This window comes from Paucilactobacillus oligofermentans DSM 15707 = LMG 22743, assembly GCF_001434315.1.
In the GTDB taxonomy this organism is placed as follows: domain Bacteria; phylum Bacillota; class Bacilli; order Lactobacillales; family Lactobacillaceae; genus Paucilactobacillus; species Paucilactobacillus oligofermentans.
Genome location: NZ_AZFE01000002.1, coordinates 23,279 through 42,813 on the forward strand (window position 1 = coordinate 23,279; position 19,535 = coordinate 42,813).

19 protein-coding genes and 2 tRNA genes are annotated in these 19,535 nt (G+C 33.0%); all 21 read right to left on the bottom strand.

The genetic code is table 11. The features are described 5' to 3' along the window. Nucleotides 1-87: 87 nt before the first annotated feature. The 21 genes from FC70_RS00415 to FC70_RS00515 all read right to left on the bottom strand — a co-directional run bounded on the left by FC70_RS00415 (nucleotide 88) and on the right by FC70_RS00515 (nucleotide 19,528). Nucleotides 88-175 (bottom strand) — tRNA-Ser (locus tag FC70_RS00415). A 42-nt stretch (nucleotides 176-217) separates the two neighbouring features. Beyond that, a tRNA-Gly gene (locus FC70_RS00420) sits at nucleotides 218-288 on the bottom strand. 91 nt (nucleotides 289-379) lie between these two features. Continuing rightward, nucleotides 380-709: an AzlD domain-containing protein gene (locus tag FC70_RS00425; RefSeq protein WP_235804057.1), complete on the bottom strand. Its 330-nt coding sequence runs from the start codon at nucleotides 707-709 to the stop codon at nucleotides 380-382. 65 nt (nucleotides 710-774) lie between these two features. Continuing rightward, nucleotides 775-1,506, bottom strand: a complete 732-nt coding sequence (locus tag FC70_RS00430; RefSeq protein WP_235804058.1) for an AzlC family ABC transporter permease — start codon at nucleotides 1,504-1,506, stop codon at nucleotides 775-777. Between the two features lie 336 nt (nucleotides 1,507-1,842). Then, nucleotides 1,843-3,075, bottom strand: coding sequence for a serine hydrolase (locus tag FC70_RS00435; protein ID WP_057889073.1), 1,233 nt, complete (start codon nucleotides 3,073-3,075; stop codon nucleotides 1,843-1,845). Between the two features lie 66 nt (nucleotides 3,076-3,141). Continuing rightward, nucleotides 3,142-4,281: a sensor histidine kinase gene (locus FC70_RS00440; protein ID WP_057889074.1), complete on the bottom strand. Its 1,140-nt coding sequence runs from the start codon at nucleotides 4,279-4,281 to the stop codon at nucleotides 3,142-3,144. Between the two features lie 265 nt (nucleotides 4,282-4,546). After that, the gene (gene croR / locus FC70_RS00445; protein WP_057889075.1) at nucleotides 4,547-5,236 is read right to left on the bottom strand and encodes a response regulator transcription factor CroR; all 690 of its coding nucleotides are present in this window, start codon (nucleotides 5,234-5,236) and stop codon (nucleotides 4,547-4,549) included. A 125-nt stretch (nucleotides 5,237-5,361) separates the two neighbouring features. Further along, on the bottom strand, nucleotides 5,362-6,195 hold the full coding sequence (locus FC70_RS00450; protein ID WP_057889076.1) for a hypothetical protein: 834 nt from the start codon (nucleotides 6,193-6,195) through the stop codon (nucleotides 5,362-5,364). Between the two features lie 210 nt (nucleotides 6,196-6,405). After that, on the bottom strand, nucleotides 6,406-7,251 hold the full coding sequence (gene rfbD, locus FC70_RS00455; RefSeq protein ID WP_057889077.1) for a dTDP-4-dehydrorhamnose reductase: 846 nt from the start codon (nucleotides 7,249-7,251) through the stop codon (nucleotides 6,406-6,408). A 142-nt stretch (nucleotides 7,252-7,393) separates the two neighbouring features. Beyond that, the gene (gene rfbB / locus FC70_RS00460) at nucleotides 7,394-8,422 is read right to left on the bottom strand and encodes a dTDP-glucose 4,6-dehydratase (protein ID WP_057889078.1); all 1,029 of its coding nucleotides are present in this window, start codon (nucleotides 8,420-8,422) and stop codon (nucleotides 7,394-7,396) included. A 10-nt stretch (nucleotides 8,423-8,432) separates the two neighbouring features. Then, entirely contained in the window at nucleotides 8,433-9,014 is a 582-nt protein-coding gene (rfbC, locus tag FC70_RS00465) for a dTDP-4-dehydrorhamnose 3,5-epimerase (RefSeq protein ID WP_057889079.1), read from the bottom strand. 1 nt (nucleotide 9,015) lies between these two features. Then, nucleotides 9,016-9,891: a glucose-1-phosphate thymidylyltransferase RfbA gene (rfbA, locus tag FC70_RS00470; RefSeq protein WP_057889080.1), complete on the bottom strand. Its 876-nt coding sequence runs from the start codon at nucleotides 9,889-9,891 to the stop codon at nucleotides 9,016-9,018. 148 nt (nucleotides 9,892-10,039) lie between these two features. After that, nucleotides 10,040-11,101, bottom strand: coding sequence for an acyltransferase family protein (locus FC70_RS00475; RefSeq protein WP_057889081.1), 1,062 nt, complete (start codon nucleotides 11,099-11,101; stop codon nucleotides 10,040-10,042). A gap of 199 nt (nucleotides 11,102-11,300) precedes the next feature. Further along, nucleotides 11,301-12,353: an NAD-dependent epimerase/dehydratase family protein gene (locus FC70_RS00480; RefSeq protein ID WP_057889082.1), complete on the bottom strand. Its 1,053-nt coding sequence runs from the start codon at nucleotides 12,351-12,353 to the stop codon at nucleotides 11,301-11,303. Next, nucleotides 12,353-13,063: an IspD/TarI family cytidylyltransferase gene (locus FC70_RS00485; RefSeq protein ID WP_057889083.1), complete on the bottom strand. Its 711-nt coding sequence runs from the start codon at nucleotides 13,061-13,063 to the stop codon at nucleotides 12,353-12,355. Before FC70_RS00485 ends, FC70_RS00480 begins: the two co-directional genes overlap by 1 nt. Before the next feature lie 13 nt (nucleotides 13,064-13,076). Then, a complete protein-coding gene (locus FC70_RS00490) occupies nucleotides 13,077-14,471 on the bottom strand; it encodes a lipopolysaccharide biosynthesis protein (protein WP_083478582.1) in 1,395 nt (464 codons plus the stop codon). 16 nt (nucleotides 14,472-14,487) lie between these two features. Continuing rightward, nucleotides 14,488-15,312, bottom strand: a complete 825-nt coding sequence (locus tag FC70_RS00495) for a LicD family protein (RefSeq protein WP_057889085.1) — start codon at nucleotides 15,310-15,312, stop codon at nucleotides 14,488-14,490. Nucleotides 15,313-15,481: 169 nt separating this feature from the next. Further along, nucleotides 15,482-16,561 carry a glycosyltransferase gene (locus FC70_RS00500; RefSeq protein ID WP_057889086.1) on the bottom strand — a complete coding sequence of 360 codons (1,080 nt, stop codon included), beginning with the start codon at nucleotides 16,559-16,561 and terminating at the stop codon, nucleotides 15,482-15,484. 15 nt (nucleotides 16,562-16,576) lie between these two features. After that, nucleotides 16,577-17,560: a glycosyltransferase family 2 protein gene (locus FC70_RS00505; protein WP_123827744.1), complete on the bottom strand. Its 984-nt coding sequence runs from the start codon at nucleotides 17,558-17,560 to the stop codon at nucleotides 16,577-16,579. Between the two features lie 16 nt (nucleotides 17,561-17,576). Further along, on the bottom strand, nucleotides 17,577-18,653 hold the full coding sequence (locus FC70_RS00510; protein WP_057889088.1) for an EpsG family protein: 1,077 nt from the start codon (nucleotides 18,651-18,653) through the stop codon (nucleotides 17,577-17,579). Between the two features lie 50 nt (nucleotides 18,654-18,703). Then, nucleotides 18,704-19,528: a glycosyltransferase gene (locus FC70_RS00515; RefSeq protein WP_057889089.1), complete on the bottom strand. Its 825-nt coding sequence runs from the start codon at nucleotides 19,526-19,528 to the stop codon at nucleotides 18,704-18,706. Between the last annotated feature and the right edge of the window lie 7 nt (nucleotides 19,529-19,535).

The window sequence follows — 19,535 nt, forward strand, 5'->3', positions numbered from 1 at the left end:
CGTAAACCTGTGTAATTAAGCACAGCTTTACGACTTTGTTAGTTCAGCACCTACTCCTAGGGCCCTCTGAACTTGATCTATATTTAACGGAGAAGGAGAGATTCGAACTCTCGCACGGTTTGACCCATCTACACCCTTAGCAGGGGCGCCTCTTCAGCCACTTGAGTACTTCCCCAAAACTCATTGTAATACTCTAACATCGAGATCATATTAGCGAAGCGGGTGACGAGAATCGAACTCGCGATAATAGCTTGGAAGGCTATAGTTTTACCACTGAACTACACCCGCAAATTTAAAACGTTTGCATGTCTTAAATCATATAATACTTTTCCGGAATCGTCAAAGCAATTTACTAAAAAAGGTTTCCAACATCGGAAACCTACATCATAAACGTTATAATTGCGACGGCTGCTAACCCCGCCAATACTGATAAGGCCATTGATCGTGTCATATAAGTAACAATAATCACAATCACAGCAGCAATAATTTGGTTCACATGCCCAAACAAGTGGAATGAATACGTCGCAGTATCAATAAAGATCCCCTTAACGACTAGTGCCGTGAACAAACTAACTGGCACATACTTCATCCATTCATTAAACCATTCTGGAATTTCACGTTTGGTAAAAAATCGCATCGGGAAGTAGCGTGGAATAAATGCGGCCACGGCTGCTAAAGCGATTAATAACAAGTGATCCCAGCTATCCATTGTGCTCGTCACCGACTGGGCAATAACCGGAGCACTAAGTAATAAATTATCCATAAGTGCCTCCGCTAACTTTCATTCTTTTCTTCAATGGTTTTACGAGTCATTGCCGGACCACGAACCTTACCAAACATCCACTTTTCAGCTTTCGTATTAGTATGCCGGAGTCGTGACTCAATAAAGAAGCCAACAAATGATGCTAACAAGGTTGAAATGATAATCCCAATTGTACTCTTAGTAGCAACCAAACAAACAGCAGCTAAGACCGCTGAAAGTAGTCCAATAATTAATGTTAAGCGATTTCTAACTTGCATCACAATCATGTATAAGAATAGTGCAGTTAAGGCAAAATCAACAATTTCTAGATTAATCGAGATGGCACTACCAACTAAACTACCAACTAAATTAGCCAATGCCCACGAAATTAGCGAATAATGTTCAACCATCAAAGCTTGTCGAGGCGTCCAGTTTTTATCAGTAGCAAATTTTAAATAATTAATTGCATAATTTTCATCATTTAATGACACGGAAAATAGCCAAATAAAGCGCTGTGGCTGATTTCTCATGTATTTAGATAGACTTGATCCGAGGAGTGCATAACGTAATTCTAGAAAGAATAACGTCACCACAATTGATAATAGTGGTGCATTAATCGTTAACAGTGATGCAATTAAAAACTGTGCACCACCTGAAAAAACGACGACGGATACTAAAAAAGTCATAAAGAAATTAAAGCCAGCCGCATGAAGTAAAATTCCACACGCTAGCCCTATTGGAAGATAACTAAGACACAATGGCATTGAGACTCTCAACACCGCCAACCAATTCGGTTCTTCTCTTTTCAAGAATGTTCCCCCACTGAGGTCTGTTTTAAGCGACATTAATCAAATTCTTTGGAACACAATCAACATTCATTTTATCACGTTTTTTTTAATGTGAATAGCCACGATTATTTTTCGCTTCAATGTGTATATTTGAGCAAAGCCAATATACGAACGCTGATAAAAATCAATTCTATATATTTCTATAAATATAGCCAATGACGAATATATACCTAGGTATATAGCTAAATAATTCGGCATTTACTAAATGAACTTTTATTCAATTTAACCGTATATTTTAAATCTCTGACAAATTTAACTACCAAACACGGATCGCCAAGTTCTTACAATCAGATTAGCTTTTTCATCGACGGTTTTAGCCTTTAAATCGATTTTAATATTATCGCTGTCTAAGAAACTTAATTGTTTCCCACTTAACGTCAGAGAGCCAATCGTTTGATTCTTTTTGATCGGTGCTTCAAGCTTTCCATTTTTATAATGTAGCTGATGCGTTAACGATTTAAGACCGGTTCCCTTTGGTAACCACAAAGTCGTTTTACCAACAAATTTGGTACTTAATTTAACTGATTTACCATTCGGAACCGTTACCGTCGTTGCCTTATCAAATGATGTCGTTCCATCAATTGTAACGGGATCATACTTACCGATAATATCGTTGATCATATTAGCCGTCTGCGTGAACCGACTAATTCCGTTAGCATGCAAAATCACCGTAATAATTCGGTGGCCTTGATACGTTCCGGTTCCGGCAAATGATTCCCCGGCGGCATCAGAAGTACCGGTTTTCAAGCCATCTGTCGTGTAATCTGCCACAGCTGACGCATTACCTGGTAACATTTCGTTAAGATTAGTCATTTCAGTTGTATCAAACGTTGCCGTTTTAGTAGCTGTGATTTTTAAAATTTCAGGATATTTTTCAACAATTGCTTGGGAGATTTTAGCGACATCCTTCGCCGACATTGCATTTTCAACATCGTCAGCCTGTTCGGCAACTTTTAAGCTTCCCAGATCTTTATTTTGAAGACCTACGGCATTATAAATTTGAGCATCATTAATTCCTAATGCCTTAGCCTTAGTTTGCATTTTTTCGTTAAATGAACTGATCGTATCGTTCATCGTACTTAACGCTAAAGTTGCACCGTCTGCGGACTTAATCAAAGCCGCGTCCACTAATTGCTTAACCGTGTATTGTTGACCCGCATTTAACGCAATGTTAGATAACGTTGTGTCCGTCGAAACTGCCGCAATCTCTTCACTGATTGTCACTTTGGTATCCCAGGAAATTTGCCCGGCTTTAATTTCATCCAGAATCACTAATACCGCCAGCAGTTTTGAAATCGAAGCCACTGGTAAGACTTGATCGGCATTATTTTGATACAATATTTGACCCGTATCGGCATCTATTGCCAGCGCTGCACTAGCATTCACCCCAGTAATTGTATCGGCAGCCTGTGCATTAATTGCACCAATTCCCGAGCCCAATACTAATAATGCGCTTAGTACGCTAATTAACCATTTTTTTATCAACTTTCGTCTCCTAATTATAAGAGCTGCAGCAAAGATACTCTTGCTACAGCCCCCAAATTGTCTTATTTAATTTGCTTGATCAGCTTGATAACCAATTGGAATGGTTACCACAAAGCTCGTTTCTTTTTCATTTGATTCAACTTTGACGTTTCCATGATGCAAATCAACAATTCCTTGCACAATTGCTAATCCCAAACCGGTTCCACCAGTAGCTTTAGATCGTGATTCTTCAACCCGATAAAAGCGTTCAAATAAGTGATTTTGCGATTTTTCAGGAATTTTAGCTCCATCATTAGACACATAAACTTGCACTTCATTATTTTTTTGTTGTGCCGTCAACTTAATGTAGGTGGCCCCATCCCCATATTTAAGTCCATTAGCGATTAAATTACTAAATAATCGACCTAGCTTTTCCGCATCGGCCTGAATCATCAGATTACTGGGTTTGGTTTCGGCTGACATTGTAATGTTCTTCTTACTTGCTTCCAATTCAAAACTAGCCGCCAACTGTTCCAGCATCTGATCTAGGTTCACACTCATGATATTAAGTGGTGCACTGGTTTGACGCACTTTCGTATATTCAAACAAATCTTCAACTAACGACTTCATCTGGGTCGCCTTCTCATAGGCCGTATGCGTGTACTTCAACAAATCTTCTTGACTGTGATACTGTTCATCTTCAATCAAGCCTAAATAGCCAATAATTGACGTTAACGGCGTTCTGAGATCATGGCTGACATTAGTAATCAGCTCATCCTTAGATTGTTCAATTTTACGTTCATCGTCCATTGATTGAATTGCACTATCAACTAGTGAATTAACACTCGTAATTACTTGTTGCTGTTCACCGCGTACTTTAAAAGAAATGCGGTGGTCAAAATGACCTTGAGCAATATAATGTAATTCCCGAATGATGTGTTGTAATTGATATTGAGCATAACGCCGACGCAAGCGCCAAACAATTACCCAAATATCAATCAATACAAGAAATCCAACCACCCATCGTTGATAACTCCAAATTTGCGTATGATAAGGTCCGATTTGCAAAGCTTGTTTGATAATGAAAATACCACTTTCCATCCCCGGATTACTTTTTATCGCAAAATCAGCCATCACGACTAATGATACATTCAACAAAAACAAGAGGATTACAGTACTAATCCCCTCAAATATCAATGAACTTCTTTCTCCAGCTGTTAATTTCAAGTTACTTCTCCCACTTTATCAAAAATGCCAACCATTTAAGGTTGGCATCCAATTATACAAATTAAATTATGTTACCTAGTGCGGTTACTTCGTTAGTCTGGTTAATCCTCTGGAGCAAAACGATTGGGCTACTTTTTCCTTATTCGTGCTCCACTAATCTACTCCTTACGTTTAACTGCTACTAACTTGTAAACTTAATGCGTTTACTTCGTTAGTCTGGTTAATCCTCTGGAGCAAAACGATTAGTGTCGCACTCTATTATATCTTAATGGTTTTCGATTTTATAACCAACGCCCCAAACAGTTTCAATTACCTTTTCACCGTTAGTTGCATCTTCAATCTTATCACGTAAATGACTTACGTGGACCATTACTGTTTTAGCAGACACAATACTTTCTTGTTGCCAAACCCGTTCAAAAATATCATCAGCTGAGAATACGCGGTTTGGATGACTTGCTAACAAGTATAAGATTCCAAATTCAAGCGCCGTCAATTGAATGGTATCACCATTGATAGTTTTAACTTCATGCGAATCTTTATTAATGGTTAGTGAGCCAACATCCAATATATCAGGTGTGCTGTTAGTTACATCATTAGCGCTTCGACGCAACAATGATTTAACTCGGGCCATCACTTCTAATGGATTAAATGGCTTCGTTACATAATCATCTGCTCCCGTGATTAATCCTTGGATTTTATCCATATCAGCCGTTTTAGCTGATAAAATCAAAATCGGAATCTGTGAGTCCTTACGAACTTGTTTAACAACTTCAATTCCGTCCATTTCAGGCATCATAATATCTAAAATGATTAATGCAATGTCAGGATTAGTGTTTAACTTAGTTAAAGCTTCCTTACCATCATAAGCGGTAACTGGGTCATACCCTTCGTTCTTAACATAGATCTCTAATAATTGAACAATTTCTTTATCATCATCGACGATTAGTACTTGCATAATATTTCTCCTTACGACAGTTGCGAGCCAAACATCCACTCTCGCGTTTTTATATATCACTTAATAATATTATATTACTACAACTAGCAAAAAAGCCCGAAATAGTAACGGACTTAATAAAATATTTAAATTAAACCAAATATCGATGTCATATTAAATGTTCTGGCTCCGGCACTAGGTGATTCAGATTCACCACTCTCAGAACCATCTCCTGGATCTGGCGTTGGGTCAGGATCTGGTGTTGGGTCAGGTGTTGGTGTTGGATCAGGATCTTCACCACTTCCACCATAATAACCATTTTGATCATCATAATAAACTGTGCCACCACTATAACTATTACCCGTAGTGGTTGTACCACTACCACCGCCATCACTAGTAACTGATGAATCTTCAGATGTAACTGATGATTCTTCCGAACTACTACTTGATGATTCTGCTGAAGTAACTTCAATTGTCTTAGTAACTGAAGTATCACCACGAGTTAATTCAACATCATAAGTTCCCGCATCCTTAAAAGTATATTTAAAGGTTTGGGTTTTATTCTTCGTTCCAGCGGCAAACTTTTTATAAACCGTTCGCGAATTGTGACCAATAACTTTGACACTGGTTTTTGATGGCACGTACATTTTAATTGTTACTGTTCCGTCTGCACCCAGTGTTGGGTTCTTTTTACTAAATGTCACATCAAGTGTTTCGTTCATACTAGTTGAATTACTTTTCTTTGATTTGGTTGCTTTTTTTACCACTTTAGTTTCAGTTTTATTACCTGAGTGTATGGATGCATAGGCTGCCCCACCAATACTTCCAACCATGACAAACACTAAAGCCCAACTAACTACAATTCGTAACACTCTAAATCGTTCTGGTAACCCGGATTGACCAACTCGTCGATAATTAATAAACATCATTACTAAAAAGACCAACGCTAAAATTGCTAAAATTATTAAATAAACTACCATTATATATACCCTACCCATACTCCGATTTTGTGAAACACCCTACTACCCTATTATTCAACATCATACAACAGACCATAATATATATTATTCAAACGATAAAAAATTTATAAATCCTTAATATTTATAATTATTTATACCTCTACAGTCCAGCTTACAAAAAAACATTTTACCTTCACTATTAAATAATAATCAAAGTAAAATGTTATTAACTTATTTGTTTAAACCGCTCGTAAATTCAGCTAAGGCTTGTTGCCAAGTTGGAATTTTAAAGCCGGTTGCTTTGGCTTTATCCAAATTCATAACTGAATGTTCTGGACGATGTGCTTTTTGCTTAAAGGCACTTGAATCAACTGGAACAACCTTAGTTTGTGTATCCTTTAAGATTTCAGTCGCAAAGTCGAACCAAGTTGCTTCATTGTCATTAGACAAGTGATAAGTCCCATGATCACTTTTATTTTCAACCAAGTAAGTCATGAATTCAGCTAACGTCCGAGTCCAGGTTGGACGGCCAGTTTGGTCATTAACCACTGTTAATTGATCATGGCTTTCAGCTAAGTTTTGCATAGTAAAGACAAAGTTCTTACCAAATTCACCAAAGACCCATGAAGTACGAATAATGTAATAATTTTCTGAAGCTGATTTAACGGCTAATTCACCAGCCAATTTGGCAAGGCCATATTCATTTTGTGGATTAGTCGCATCGTCAACATTATATTGACCTTCATTCGTGCCATCAAAAACATAATCAGTACTAATGTAAACCAAGGTTGCGCCAACTTCAGCTGCCGCATCAGCCACGTTCTTAGTACCATTAACATTAACTTTCCAGTTAATATCTTTGCCATCATCTTCAGCATTATCAACCGCGGTATATGCGGCACAATGGAAAATAACTTCTGGCTTTAATTCATTAACTTTCTTTGATACCCAATCACGATCCGTGATATCTAAATCTTTAGCATCAAAACCATCATATTGTAATTGTTTTTCATCTAATAACTTTGATAACTCAGTACCTAATTGACCTTTAATTCCAGTAATCATGTATTTTGACATTAAATTTCTCCTATATTCTTCAATATCTTTGCAAAATCACTCTTTTTAACCGCTATGCACCATAACATTGTAACCCCTGCGTTAATTAAAAAAAAGACCAAGCCACAAAATAATGACCGGTCCCCTAATTAAGATTTAACTTTTATTGATTGTTAGCGGCATACTTCGCTTCGGTGGCAGCTTTTTCAGCTTTCCACCAATCTTCATTTTCAGTATACCATTTAATCGTTTCCCTCAAACCAGCTGGGAAATCAGTAAATTCTGGTTTCCAACCAAGTTCTTCACGAAGTTTAGTTGAATCAATTGCATAACGTAAATCATGACCATGACGATCAGCCACGTGATCATATGCATCTTTTGGTTGACCCATTGCTTCTAAGATAAATTCAAGCACATGCTTATTATCTTGTTCGCCATCAGCACCAATCAAGTAGGTTTCTCCTAACTTACCTTCAGTTAGAATCTTCCAAACGGCACTTGAATGATCGTTAGTATGGATCCAGTCACGAACGTTCTTACCTTCACCATATAATTTAGGCTTGATACCACTAAGAATATTAGTAATCTGACGAGGAATAAATTTCTCGATATGTTGGTATGGACCGTAGTTATTTGAACAATTTGAAATGGTTGCTTTAAGTCCAAACGAACGTACCCATGCACGAACAAGCAAATCTGAGGCTGCTTTTGATGATGAGTAAGGACTACTTGGTTTGTATTGCGAATCCGGGGTAAACTTCTCGCCGACACCTTCACCATGACCAGGTAAATCTTCACGTAATGGTAAATCACCATATACTTCATCCGTTGAAACATGATGGAAACGTTTGTTATATTTAACAGCAGCAGTAATCAAAACTGATGTACCAACAATGTTAGTTTGGATAAATGGTGATGGATCTTTTAATGAATTATCATTGTGACTTTCAGCGGCATAATGAACCACTGCATCAGTATCTTTAACTAATGAATCAACCAGTTTTTCATCACAGATATCACCAACCACTAATTCAACTCGATCAGCAGGTAGACCTGCCAAGTTTTCACGATTTCCAGCATACGTTAATTTATCTAACACCGTTACATGGACTTCTGGATGATGTTTAACCACATAATGTACGAAGTTAGAACCGATAAATCCAGCTCCACCAGTTACAATAATATTTTTCATGAGTATCTCCTTAAATTTCACCATATTTGAAAGGATTGTTCTTTTCAAATTCAGTAAAGGTTGGTTGTGCAGCATCTTTTTCTGAAGTAATGGCTTTATCAAAATCAATTGGCCAGTCGATGTTTAATTCTGGTGTTTTGAATGAAATACCACCATCAGCTTCCGCATTATAAGGATTATCACACTTGTAAAGGAAGTTAACGTCATCAGTTAACGTCACGAATCCATGTGCATATCCCTTGGGTACAAGTAATTGACGATGGTTACTAGCTGACAAGATGTAGCCTTCCCATTGACCATACGTAGGTGAACCGGCACGAACATCAACAATAACATCTAAAACAGCACCAGTTACGACCCGAATTAATTTAGTTTGTGCAGCTTTTCCACGTTGGAAATGAAGTCCACGAAGTACTCCAGCTTGAGTAGACAATGAATGGTTATCTTGAATGAAATCAAAATCAATGCCAGCATCCTTAAAATCTTGATCTGAATATGATTCCATGAAGAATCCACGATTATCACCAAAGACGGCTGGTGTAATCAACTTAACATCTTGTAACTTGGTTTCTTTAACTAGTAATTTTCCCATTTTATTCTTCATCCTCTTTAGCTAAACGTAATAAATATTGACCATAATCATTTTTCTTTAGTGGTTGTGCTAATTCTACAAGTTGTTCTCGAGTAATATATCCCATGCGGTAAGAAATTTCTTCTAAACATGCGACCTTTAAGTTTTGTTGCTTTTGAATGGTTGAAATAAAGCTTGAGGCTTCCAAAAGTGAATCATGCGTCCCAGTATCAAGCCATGCGTAACCACGACCCATCACTTCTACGTCCAAAGTTTCACGCTTTAAGTATTCTGCATTAATATCTGAAATCTCTAATTCACCACGTGGAGATGGTTTGATATTTTTAGCAATATCTACGACATCATTATCATAGAAGTACAAACCAGTCACCGCAAAGTCGCTCTTTGGAGACTCAGGCTTTTCGACAATTGAAACTGCCTTTTTATTTTCATCAAATTCAACAACACCAAAACGCTCTGGATCTTTAACTTGATAACCAAAGACCGTAGCACCATGTTCTTTTTGAGCTGATTGTTGTAATAATTTAGATAGACCGGCACCATAAAAGATATTGTCTCCTAGCACCAACGCCACTGAGCCATCACCGATGAAGTCTTCACCAATAATAAATGCTTCAGCCAATCCATTAGGTTGATCTTGAACCGCATATTCAATTGAAATGCCGTATTGAGTACCATCACCCAATAATTCTTTAAATTGGCCTAAATATTCAGGCGTTGAAATTAACAAAAATTCTTTAATCCCTGCCAACATCAGCGTCGATAATGGATAATAAATCATTGGCTTATCAAAAATAGGAACCAATTGTTTACTTGTTGATTTGGTGATTGGGTACAAACGTGTACCTGAACCACCAGCTAAAATAATACCCTTCATAAAAATACCTCCAATGAACTAATAAATTTTTTTTACAAACACAATTTTTTCAGATATACATACAAATTAATTATATACTGTTTTAATTGTAATTAGGATAGTATTATAAAAAATTTAGATAAACATATAATTCATAAATATTTTAAAACTATTTAAAAATTAGTTTAAGAACCCTTGCAACAATAATTTCTCGTACTTTATTAATTTTAAACAATTTAAACATGCTTTGTCTAACCATATCAATAGCACAGCATACCAAAAAAATAGATATTGTAATTATTAGACTAAAAATTGGAAACCACAAAGAATTTTGAAACCGTCTAGGATTAACGACATCATTCCAAAGTATATTCCTAAGCATTGGATGTTCCGTTATCAAATAAACTGCAAACACACACTTTGAAATTGAATTTATTGAAGCTTTATTAAATTCTTTTTGCCTAATTGACAATATAAAAATAAAACTGGCAATAAATACAGGTAGTACAAAATTAGTAAAATATAGCGAATTCAAAAACGATATACCAATATAATTCATTACATACAGTATCAATAGTTCAAACAAGTACAAAACACAAACAAATAAAAATAAAAATTTTGTTTTTAAAATGTCAATCTTTATACTATACTTTCGTATGTACGCACCAATCAAAAAACTTGCTATTGTAATTGAAAATCGAGATATCATATCATTATTGGCTAATCCAAGAAATAAACACAAGTATAGTATGATTATTAAATACAAAAAAATACGTTTATCAATAGTAATTAAAGTTTCAACAATGAATGGTTCTAATATCATTAGTAATACATAAGCCGTTACAAACCAATACTCATTTAAACAAATTGGAAATATCGCCTTAGCGATCAATAACAGATTAGGTTTTATCTGTAGTAAAAAAATTGCAATAAAACATATGATCAATGAATAAAATATAACTTCAGTCCATATAGTTAAAACTTTCTGTAAACTTTTTTGAATTTTTAAACTAATTATTTGGTGGTTAGAATAACTAAAATAACCTGTTATAATAAAAAAAATTGCTGCTCCAATTGATCCTAGCGGTTCAAACATTAACAACTCAGTTTTCTTTATTACGCTTAAATTATTCACATTCCAGTTTCCGTACAATGACAGATGAGAAATAACTATCATAAAAATTGCAAAAATTCTTAAAAGCTCTATACTACTATTTCGTTTATTATCCACAATTAATACCATCCTAAGCATAATTATTAAGGTACAACTTTTGAAAAATATATTTATCTACATCATCCTCTAAGTAAAATTACATTTTTCAATCTAACAATAATTGAATCCACGTTTTATAAAAATGCAAAAGTACATATTTTTAATATGTACTTTTGCATTTTTATATTTTTTACACATCAAAATTTAAAGATTACCTTTAGCTATTCATTATCAAATAAGTATGATTGATACCTTTATCAATGTCGTACAAGGGTTTCCAACCCAATGACTTCAATTTATTATCACTTAACACTGCCAAAGTAATTGGTGTTTCATTACCAACGTTTTGCCGCCTGCCTTCACTTTCCACAATCTGTCCGGCCTCACTAGCAATTTTTTTAGCAAAATCTAACATACTTATTGCATTTTCTGTATTTGTAATGTTATATGCTTCTCCAGTGTTTCCAGAAGATACTACTGTTAATAGACCAGATACTGCGTCAGATATGTAACAATACGACCTTAATTGGCCACCTGAACTTTTAATCAAAATATTTTCGTGTCGAATTACATCTCTAAAAAATTGAGCACTTACCCGATTGTCTTCTTTTGTAAAATTTGGTCCAAACAAATGCGATGGTCTTACTATCATAGTTTCCAGACCATACTGTTTCATAAAAGAAACACAAAGAGTTTCTGCCGTTCTCTTAGCAACTGGATAACTTGATCTTGAATTCATTGTATCTATAAACCCTAATGTACTTTCTTCAAAAGGAACATATTTTGACTGTAACTGACCGTACACTTCCCCACTAGAAATAAAAATAAACTTTTCAACATTTCTTTGATGTGCCCAAAAAAGTAATTTACTTGTACTTTCAACATTTGTTAACAAAGTTCCCACTGGATCTTTCTCGAACATTTTAGGATTTGCTGCACTTGCCGCATGTATTATTACGTCAATATTGATATCTGGTAATTCTAGAACTTTGCTATTTATATCAAATTCAATAAAATTTACCTGAGATTCCTTTAAATTTTCAAATCGATGCCTTAGCCGTTTCATGTTTCGTCCCACGGCAAAAATATTAATATTCAAATTAAATAAATCATTTAATTTAACAAGCGTTTCAACAGTATAAGATCCGACCAATCCAGTCGCTCCAGTTACTAAAACTGACTTATTTAAGTAATAATTTACATTTTTTATATTCGATGCTGTTTTAGTTAAATCAGATTGGTATAGATTATTTATAAATTCATTTCTCATTATTTAATCCAATCGAGTCTTTTTGTAGCGAGTAGGGCCTTAAAAATATCCAAATCATCAACGGTCGTTATCTTCAAATTTTTTTCAGATCCCATTGACATATAAACTGGTTTACCAAGCTCTACAGCAAGCGTACATGAGGCAACGGAGTTTGTAATTCCACATTTATGCGCCTCTTTATGCATATCAATAATTGTTCCTAATGAAAATCCTTGAGGAGTTTGAGTACGCTTTAGCTCCTCTCGAGGTACACTAATACTTGATTGAATTCCGTCTTTAGTTTGTAAAACAGCTTCCATAGTAGGGATTGAAGCAATTCCATTACCAAATTTTTTGGTTACTTTTAAACAATCAGAAATAATTTTTTGAGAAACCATTGGCCTAATAGCATCATGAACAAGAACAATATCTTTTCTTGAATAGTAATCATTAAGGCCAAAAATACCATTCTTAATAGATTCTTGTCCATTACTACCAGCTTTAAAAATATGCTTTAATTTATTAATATTGAATTGTTTTGCATATGCTGAAAGAACGTGTTCCCAACCTTCTTTGCATACAACAGCAATAACATCAACATCTTCATTTTTTTGAAATGCCTGTAATGTGTATATTATTATTGGTACATCATTAACATTTAAAAATTGTTTTGGAACATTTTGTCCCATACGTTGCCCAGAACCACCCGCTATAATTAATCCAATATTCATATAATAACCCCCTTTATTTATTATTTCTTCGTAACAACTGATTTATAATATTTTTATACGAATAAATAAAAATGAAAAACAAAATTAAGAATAAAATGGCATTTACTGCAGTAGGAAAAGCTAAAAAGCTAAATACTGAAAAGGCCAGCATCAAGAAAGTATACCCATTTTTTCTCATCTCAAATTTAACATTAATATACCGCTTTAACAACATGAAACGACGAATATCCACAATAAGGAAGCCAATAGTCAAAGCTAAACTAGCTGCCTGTATTTTAAAAATATTAATTGTCAATACTATGATTATTACATTTACAGCTGTCCCAGTAATAGTAGTTGTAAAAAGATATTTATTTTTTTTTAAAGATGTTAAGGTAGATCCCAAAAAACTGCTAATCGATGACATTAGTGTGGCAATTAAGGCAAGAGGTATTACATTCATGGCTTCTGCATATGAATCATCTACAATATACGGAAATACAATTTTTAATATTGGTATTAACAAACTAATACCCAATACCATGAATTTAATATATTCATTAATTGACACGGAAAAAAAATCATCATTATTTTTTTTATTACCACTTTTCATAAATGATATTTCTTGCCAAGCCATTTGAAATGCTTGATCAACAATCTGTACAATGGCAGAAAACTTATTCGCAACCGCATACAGACCGTTATCAGCTAGAGATAATTCTTTCGAAATTGCCACACGATTAAATGCAGTTAAGAACCACCACGACACTGAGTTAACCATCAATGGCAAGGAAAAAACAAACAATTCTTTAATGTTTTGAGGATTATAATTTTTACTAGTCGACAACTTCTTAAAATTAATTCCAAACCCTAAAATAACACAGGCAATAACCATTCCAATTATGCTAGAAACATAAAGATACTCATATCCTCCATGTTTAAAAACAATAAATATAACATTAAACAATACAGTGACAATAGTCCCAACAATTCCAGAAATCGCAAATAATGAATTTTTACCGAATCCGCGTACAATATATGCAAATAGTGATTGAAAATTAATCATCAATCCATACAATAACACCCAAAATAAATATTCTATATGCATGGAAGTACCTAGGATAAAAGTAAAAATAATATATGCAATTGACGAGCAGCAAAAAATTATTATCCCACTAAAAATTGGAACATATTTTTTCGAATCATCAGAGTAGTCAAACATGAATCTCATTATTCCGCTCCAAATATCCAAAAAGAGAACTGAACTTAAAAAAGTGATGTATGCAATATTAACATCATACGTTCCATAATCAGATGGATTCAAGTATCTTGTGTAGATAGGTAGCATAAAAAAAGAAATAGCTTTTGTTAGTACATTACCTATTAAATAGATCCCTGTAGTTTTTAAAAAGTTTACAATATCTTTCATAATATTTCCTTAATTTTCATTTCCAAAAACTTCTATATGCGTGTTTTACATCCCTTTGCTTTTTAGATGGTAATTGCATATAGTCTCCGTATAGTGCATGTAAATATATATCATACGCTGTTATTATTCTCAAAGTTGTTCCCTCAAAAGTAACATCTTTATAGTTCAAGAATGTCGAATATGGAACTATTTCTTTTTCATGATATTCAGATAATAAAAAACCGGCATTTAGTGCATTTGTAGTATCGTACTTCGTTAACATATTCTTTAATCTATTTTGAATATCTTTAGTATTTTTTTTTGTCAACTTACTATATTTATTGAATCTTAAAATGTACTTCACAAACTGTTTGAATGGATTAGAATTAAAATAATAATAGCCAGGAATAGAAAATTTCATATCGTTATGCATTTGAATAAGTTGAAAGCTGTATTCTTTTAACTCTTTTTGTTCAACAGGAATCTTATCTATTGGAAAAATATCAATAAATATACCCATGCTTTGTATTTGCATATCTTGTGGCAACTGTACTTCCAATCTAGTTCTTGAATCACTTAGTTTAGAAAACAAATAATAATAGCCAACATTTTCTTCACTTAAAAATTCCATATTTTCCAAATGACGATTATTTAAGATGTATTTAATTTTTTCATAGTTTTTCCTGGTTAACATTACGTCACCGTCATCGTCCCAAGGTATAAAGCCCTTGTGTCTAATAGCACCTAACAACGTGCCACCTGAAAGCGAATATTCTATATTATTGTTTCTACAAATTGAATCAAATTCACGTAGTAATCCTAATATGATTTTTTTTGAATCGACGTCGTTTATTCTACCCATCACTTTACCTATTTTCTATAGTTTTTTAATAGAGCTCTAGGATCTATTAATTACAATACTTTATCCATGGGGTACACACCTTTTCAAATTAACAAAAATAATTTGAAAAAAACTATTTCATTAAAGAAGCAAATCAATTATCAACTTAAAAAAAGCTGTCTGCATATTATTAATTTTTCAGATTATTATAAACTTCAGTGTACTTAGAAGCCATAACAGTTGAAGTAAAATATTCACTAAATATTTTACTATTTTCGTTTTCTTTAACAGATTTAGCTTGAAATTCACTTAAATAATTAGCTAAAGTAATTTGAATATCATTTTTAACGCTATTAGCAAAGAAATAAATTTTTTGTGAATTACTTATCCTTAGCTCTTTATGTTGCTGGATGTCACTCAAAATTAAATCCAATCCATTTCCCATTGCTTCGATGGAAGCCATTGGTAACCCTTCTGATTTGGAGGCTGAAATGAAATAATTAGATATATTTAAAAAGTCATCGACGTTATTAACTCTTCCTAAAAAAAATATTCGTTCTGATTCGAATTTTCTTTTCAAGTCTCTATACTCTGGCCCATCCCCTAGAATAAGTAAAGTTCCTTGTTTCTTTTCATTTTGTTTACTAAAACCATCAAGAACATTTAATACATTTTTTCTATTATCGATATTCCCAACGTAAATACCTACTGGTCTAACAATCGGTTGGTTAATCACAAAGTTATTATTTAATTTGTTCATCTTTACACCATTTAAAACTTTTCTTGCTTTAACAACGCCTTGATTTATTAAATTATTAGTTACATATTGAGAAACACCACAAACTTCGTTCATTCTTTTAAAAATAAAAATTTGAACTTTATTCATTAAATATCCACAAAAATGTCCATAATTATAAATAAAATCTTCATTACCAATATTATGGGAAGTACTCATTAGCTTAATTTTATTTTTATTAATAAATATGCTATATAAATCTGCCTTAAAGCCGTGAAAATGAATGATTGCTGGTTTCGTATAATTAACTATTTTCAAAAATTTTATAATTGATGGTATACCTAAATATTGATAATTAATTATTTCAACATCACATAATTTTTTAAAAATACTTTCATTTAATGTGTCATTACTTTTCGTAAGAGCAACTAAAGTAAAGTCCACCTGTTCTCTATCAATAGATTCAACTAGTGATTTAACAACCTCTGTTAAGCCTGTTTTTCTAAGGGACGGAACAACTAATAAAATTTTCATTAACTACCTCCATCATTATCTATCGAAAATTTTCAGCATAAATGGCATCTGTGAGAAGATGTATTTTATCAATAACTTATAATCAAAAATTAAGCTAGCTATGCTATTCTCTTTTCTAATTTTCATTTTAAGTTTTCGCACCATTATCACATTATTAAGTTTATAAAATCCCCTCAGTGCTCCAAAATCAACCGTCAACATATTATTCCTGATAATAGTAGATAATTCAGAAAAATTATTGTAAAAAATTTTATTTCTTGTTTGCTCAGCCTCATACTGTTGCTTAATTTTATCGTTGGTTCTTTTTGATCTCGTTATTGACTTTGGGTTAAAAGAATAATTGTAAAAAAAATTGCCATTTGATGAAAGACAATAGATAAAACTTGTGTTTGTAAGAGCAATAGGCACAAAGTACTGATCTTCACAAATTTTGCCTGGTAAAAAAAGTAAATCAATCTCATCTAGAAATTCTTTTTTAAAAACAAATGACCAAACACCGAACTGACGTTTTCCTTGTATTAACAATTTGGCAAATTCTTCTGTTGTAATTGTTGTACTTATAATTGGATTTTGAAGAATTTTTTTTGTGCCTCTATTAATTTCTGCAACTGGCAAACTTAACAATTTTATATCATTAGGTATTTCTCGAATCGAACTATATATATATTCTATAAATCCAGAATCAAGAAAATCGTCAGAATCCACAAAATACATCCAATCACCTTTAGCTACTTTTAATCCTGAGTTTCTGGCTACAGATAATCCTTGATTTTTTTGAGTGATGATATAAACATTATCATGCGTATCTTTAAATTCTCTTAAAATGTCACCTGTATCGTCTGTTGAACCGTCATTTACAATGATATATTCAAAGTTTGAGTTAGATTCAGAGTATACTGAATCTAAACATGTTTTAATGAACTTATCACCATTAAATACAGGTACAATGATTGAAATTAACATACTTACTCCTTCAGTTTGTAAGATACCTTCAGCCAAAATATTCCAATTTAAATTAATGCATAAATGAATATGGCAAATAATAATTTTGTATACTACCTGTGGAAATATTGATTAAGTAAAACACTAAAATACACAAAAATATTAATGATGCTCTGGAAATAAATTTAGGAGTTATCTTCTCTGAAACAGTAATCACTATCAAAGGTTCAATTGTTGCTAGCATTGTTGATAGTCTTCCTGCTAAAACATAATATTGATTGAAAAAAATTAATATTAATGTCGAGAGCATATAAAATGAAAGTAACACTTTAAAATAAGGCCTTTTTTCACCAATATCAACAAAGCTAAGACCAATTACACTTATTATCACTTGCATCAAAATAACTGGATTTAATAATCCATTCCCATTATCAGAAACATAACCACTGCTAGTTGTTATATATGTATTGCCAATTTCTGTTCCACTAAAAACTGTTTCAACATACGGCGCAACTGCGTAAGACAGAGGAACTAATAAAAATACTGCAATCAAGTATATTAACAATATTTTCTTTTTTGAATTAATTTTTATCCATATTATCCAGTATAACGGATATACTGCTAACGCTATTAATGATGCTGAATGTATAGAACTTGCCAATAGGATAATTCCAATTGTTGGAATTATCCTTCTTTCCCCAATATATTTAATTGAAAATAACAAAATGGCAGCAGCCAATGCTGCCCTAATTTGGTTCATATCTCTATTTAAGAAAAATCGAACATAATAATACAACATTGCAACTACCGAGTAACGTGTATACTTACCATATCGACTTGCAATAATAGTGAGACTAATTAACGAAATAAAACAAAGAAAGACTGATACTTGAGCTCCAAAAAATGAAAATATTTTCTCTAACCAAGTATATCCCAACTCGAAATGTTTGTATGATCCATATCCCCATAGTATAGAATTATAATCATTTACATAGTTTATTGTATCTGGTCCAATGTTGGACGCTCGTAATCCGGCAACCACAGTTAACAAAAATACCGGAATAATTACAAGCTTTTTTAATGATAATAGGTATTGCAAGATACCCACTATGACTAAAATAATGAGTATATAAATATATATATTTAGCATCAACTTGCTCATCCAATCTGAAAAATTTCAATTTATTTAGATCAATATTATTATTTATGCAGTATTTTTTTATAGACAAACTGTCTTAAAAAAGTTGGTATGATCGAACTAACTGTCATTAATAAACTACAATATAATAATTCAAAATAATTAATTAGTCCCAATTTTTTTTGCAAATTTTTTAATTTAAAATAGGACACAAGATATTTGAACCCGCCCCGCCGACTATACATCCCTTGATCTGTACGCATATACAACAAAGATTCAGGTAAATTATGAACTTTGTATCGTGAAGTGATTATCCTGGTCCATAAATGATAATCCTCCATACCAGCAAAAGGAAGATACCCTCCAACTGCTAATAATGTGCTCTTTTTCAATATGACTGTTGGATGATTGAATGGACTCCGAATTTTAGCAAAAATTTTTATATCATTATTTTCACATGGAACATTTCTTTTCCCAATCAAATTACTCGTATTACCTGAAAATTCATCTAACTGTGTGCCTAATACAGAGATATCTGGATGATCATAAATATACAACATTTGTTTTTCAAATCTTTGCAGTTTGTTTATATCATCAGAGTCCATTCGGGCTATCCAATTATTAGTTACCCTTTCAGAACCCACCCTTAAAGCTTCCCCAAGCCCAACGTTTTTAATTAAAACTACATTGACTATAGTTATAAGATTCATATTCTCAAAAGTTTTAATGCAATCAATAATTTCAGCTGAAACTGGTCCATCTTGAACAATTACTAATTCATTAGGCAGCAATGTTTGATTAAAAATACTTTGTAAAGATTGAAATAGTTGTTGTTCAGTATCATTTATATAAACAGACATTAAAACTGAAAATTTTGGAAATTCCATTAGGCAC

Bases quoted from the DNA above. Each gene is read 5' to 3' on its own strand.
- FC70_RS00425 (WP_235804057.1), bottom strand. From the start codon at position 709: ATGGATAGCTGGGATCACTTGTTATTAATCGCTTTAGCAGCCGTGGCC.
- rfbD (WP_057889077.1), bottom strand. From the start codon at position 7,251: ATGTCAAAATACATGATTACTGGAATTAAAGGTCAATTAGGTACTGAG.
- FC70_RS00480 (WP_057889082.1), bottom strand. From the start codon at position 12,353: ATGAGAAATGAATTTATAAATAATCTATACCAATCTGATTTAACTAAA.
- FC70_RS00495 (WP_057889085.1), bottom strand. From the start codon at position 15,312: ATGGGTAGAATAAACGACGTCGATTCAAAAAAAATCATATTAGGATTA.
- croR (WP_057889075.1), bottom strand. From the start codon at position 5,236: ATGCAAGTACTAATCGTCGATGATGATAAAGAAATTGTTCAATTATTA.
- FC70_RS00510 (WP_057889088.1), bottom strand. From the start codon at position 18,653: ATGCTAAATATATATATTTATATACTCATTATTTTAGTCATAGTGGGT.
- rfbA (WP_057889080.1), bottom strand. From the start codon at position 9,891: ATGAAGGGTATTATTTTAGCTGGTGGTTCAGGTACACGTTTGTACCCA.
- FC70_RS00515 (WP_057889089.1), bottom strand. From the start codon at position 19,528: ATGGAATTTCCAAAATTTTCAGTTTTAATGTCTGTTTATATAAATGAT.
- FC70_RS00485 (WP_057889083.1), bottom strand. From the start codon at position 13,063: ATGAATATTGGATTAATTATAGCGGGTGGTTCTGGGCAACGTATGGGA.
- rfbB (WP_057889078.1), bottom strand. From the start codon at position 8,422: ATGAAAAATATTATTGTAACTGGTGGAGCTGGATTTATCGGTTCTAAC.
- FC70_RS00500 (WP_057889086.1), bottom strand. From the start codon at position 16,561: ATGAAAATTTTATTAGTTGTTCCGTCCCTTAGAAAAACAGGCTTAACA.
- FC70_RS00430 (WP_235804058.1), bottom strand. From the start codon at position 1,506: ATGCCATTGTGTCTTAGTTATCTTCCAATAGGGCTAGCGTGTGGAATT.
- FC70_RS00450 (WP_057889076.1), bottom strand. From the start codon at position 6,195: ATGGTAGTTTATTTAATAATTTTAGCAATTTTAGCGTTGGTCTTTTTA.
- rfbC (WP_057889079.1), bottom strand. From the start codon at position 9,014: ATGGGAAAATTACTAGTTAAAGAAACCAAGTTACAAGATGTTAAGTTG.
- FC70_RS00490 (WP_083478582.1), bottom strand. From the start codon at position 14,471: ATGAAAGATATTGTAAACTTTTTAAAAACTACAGGGATCTATTTAATA.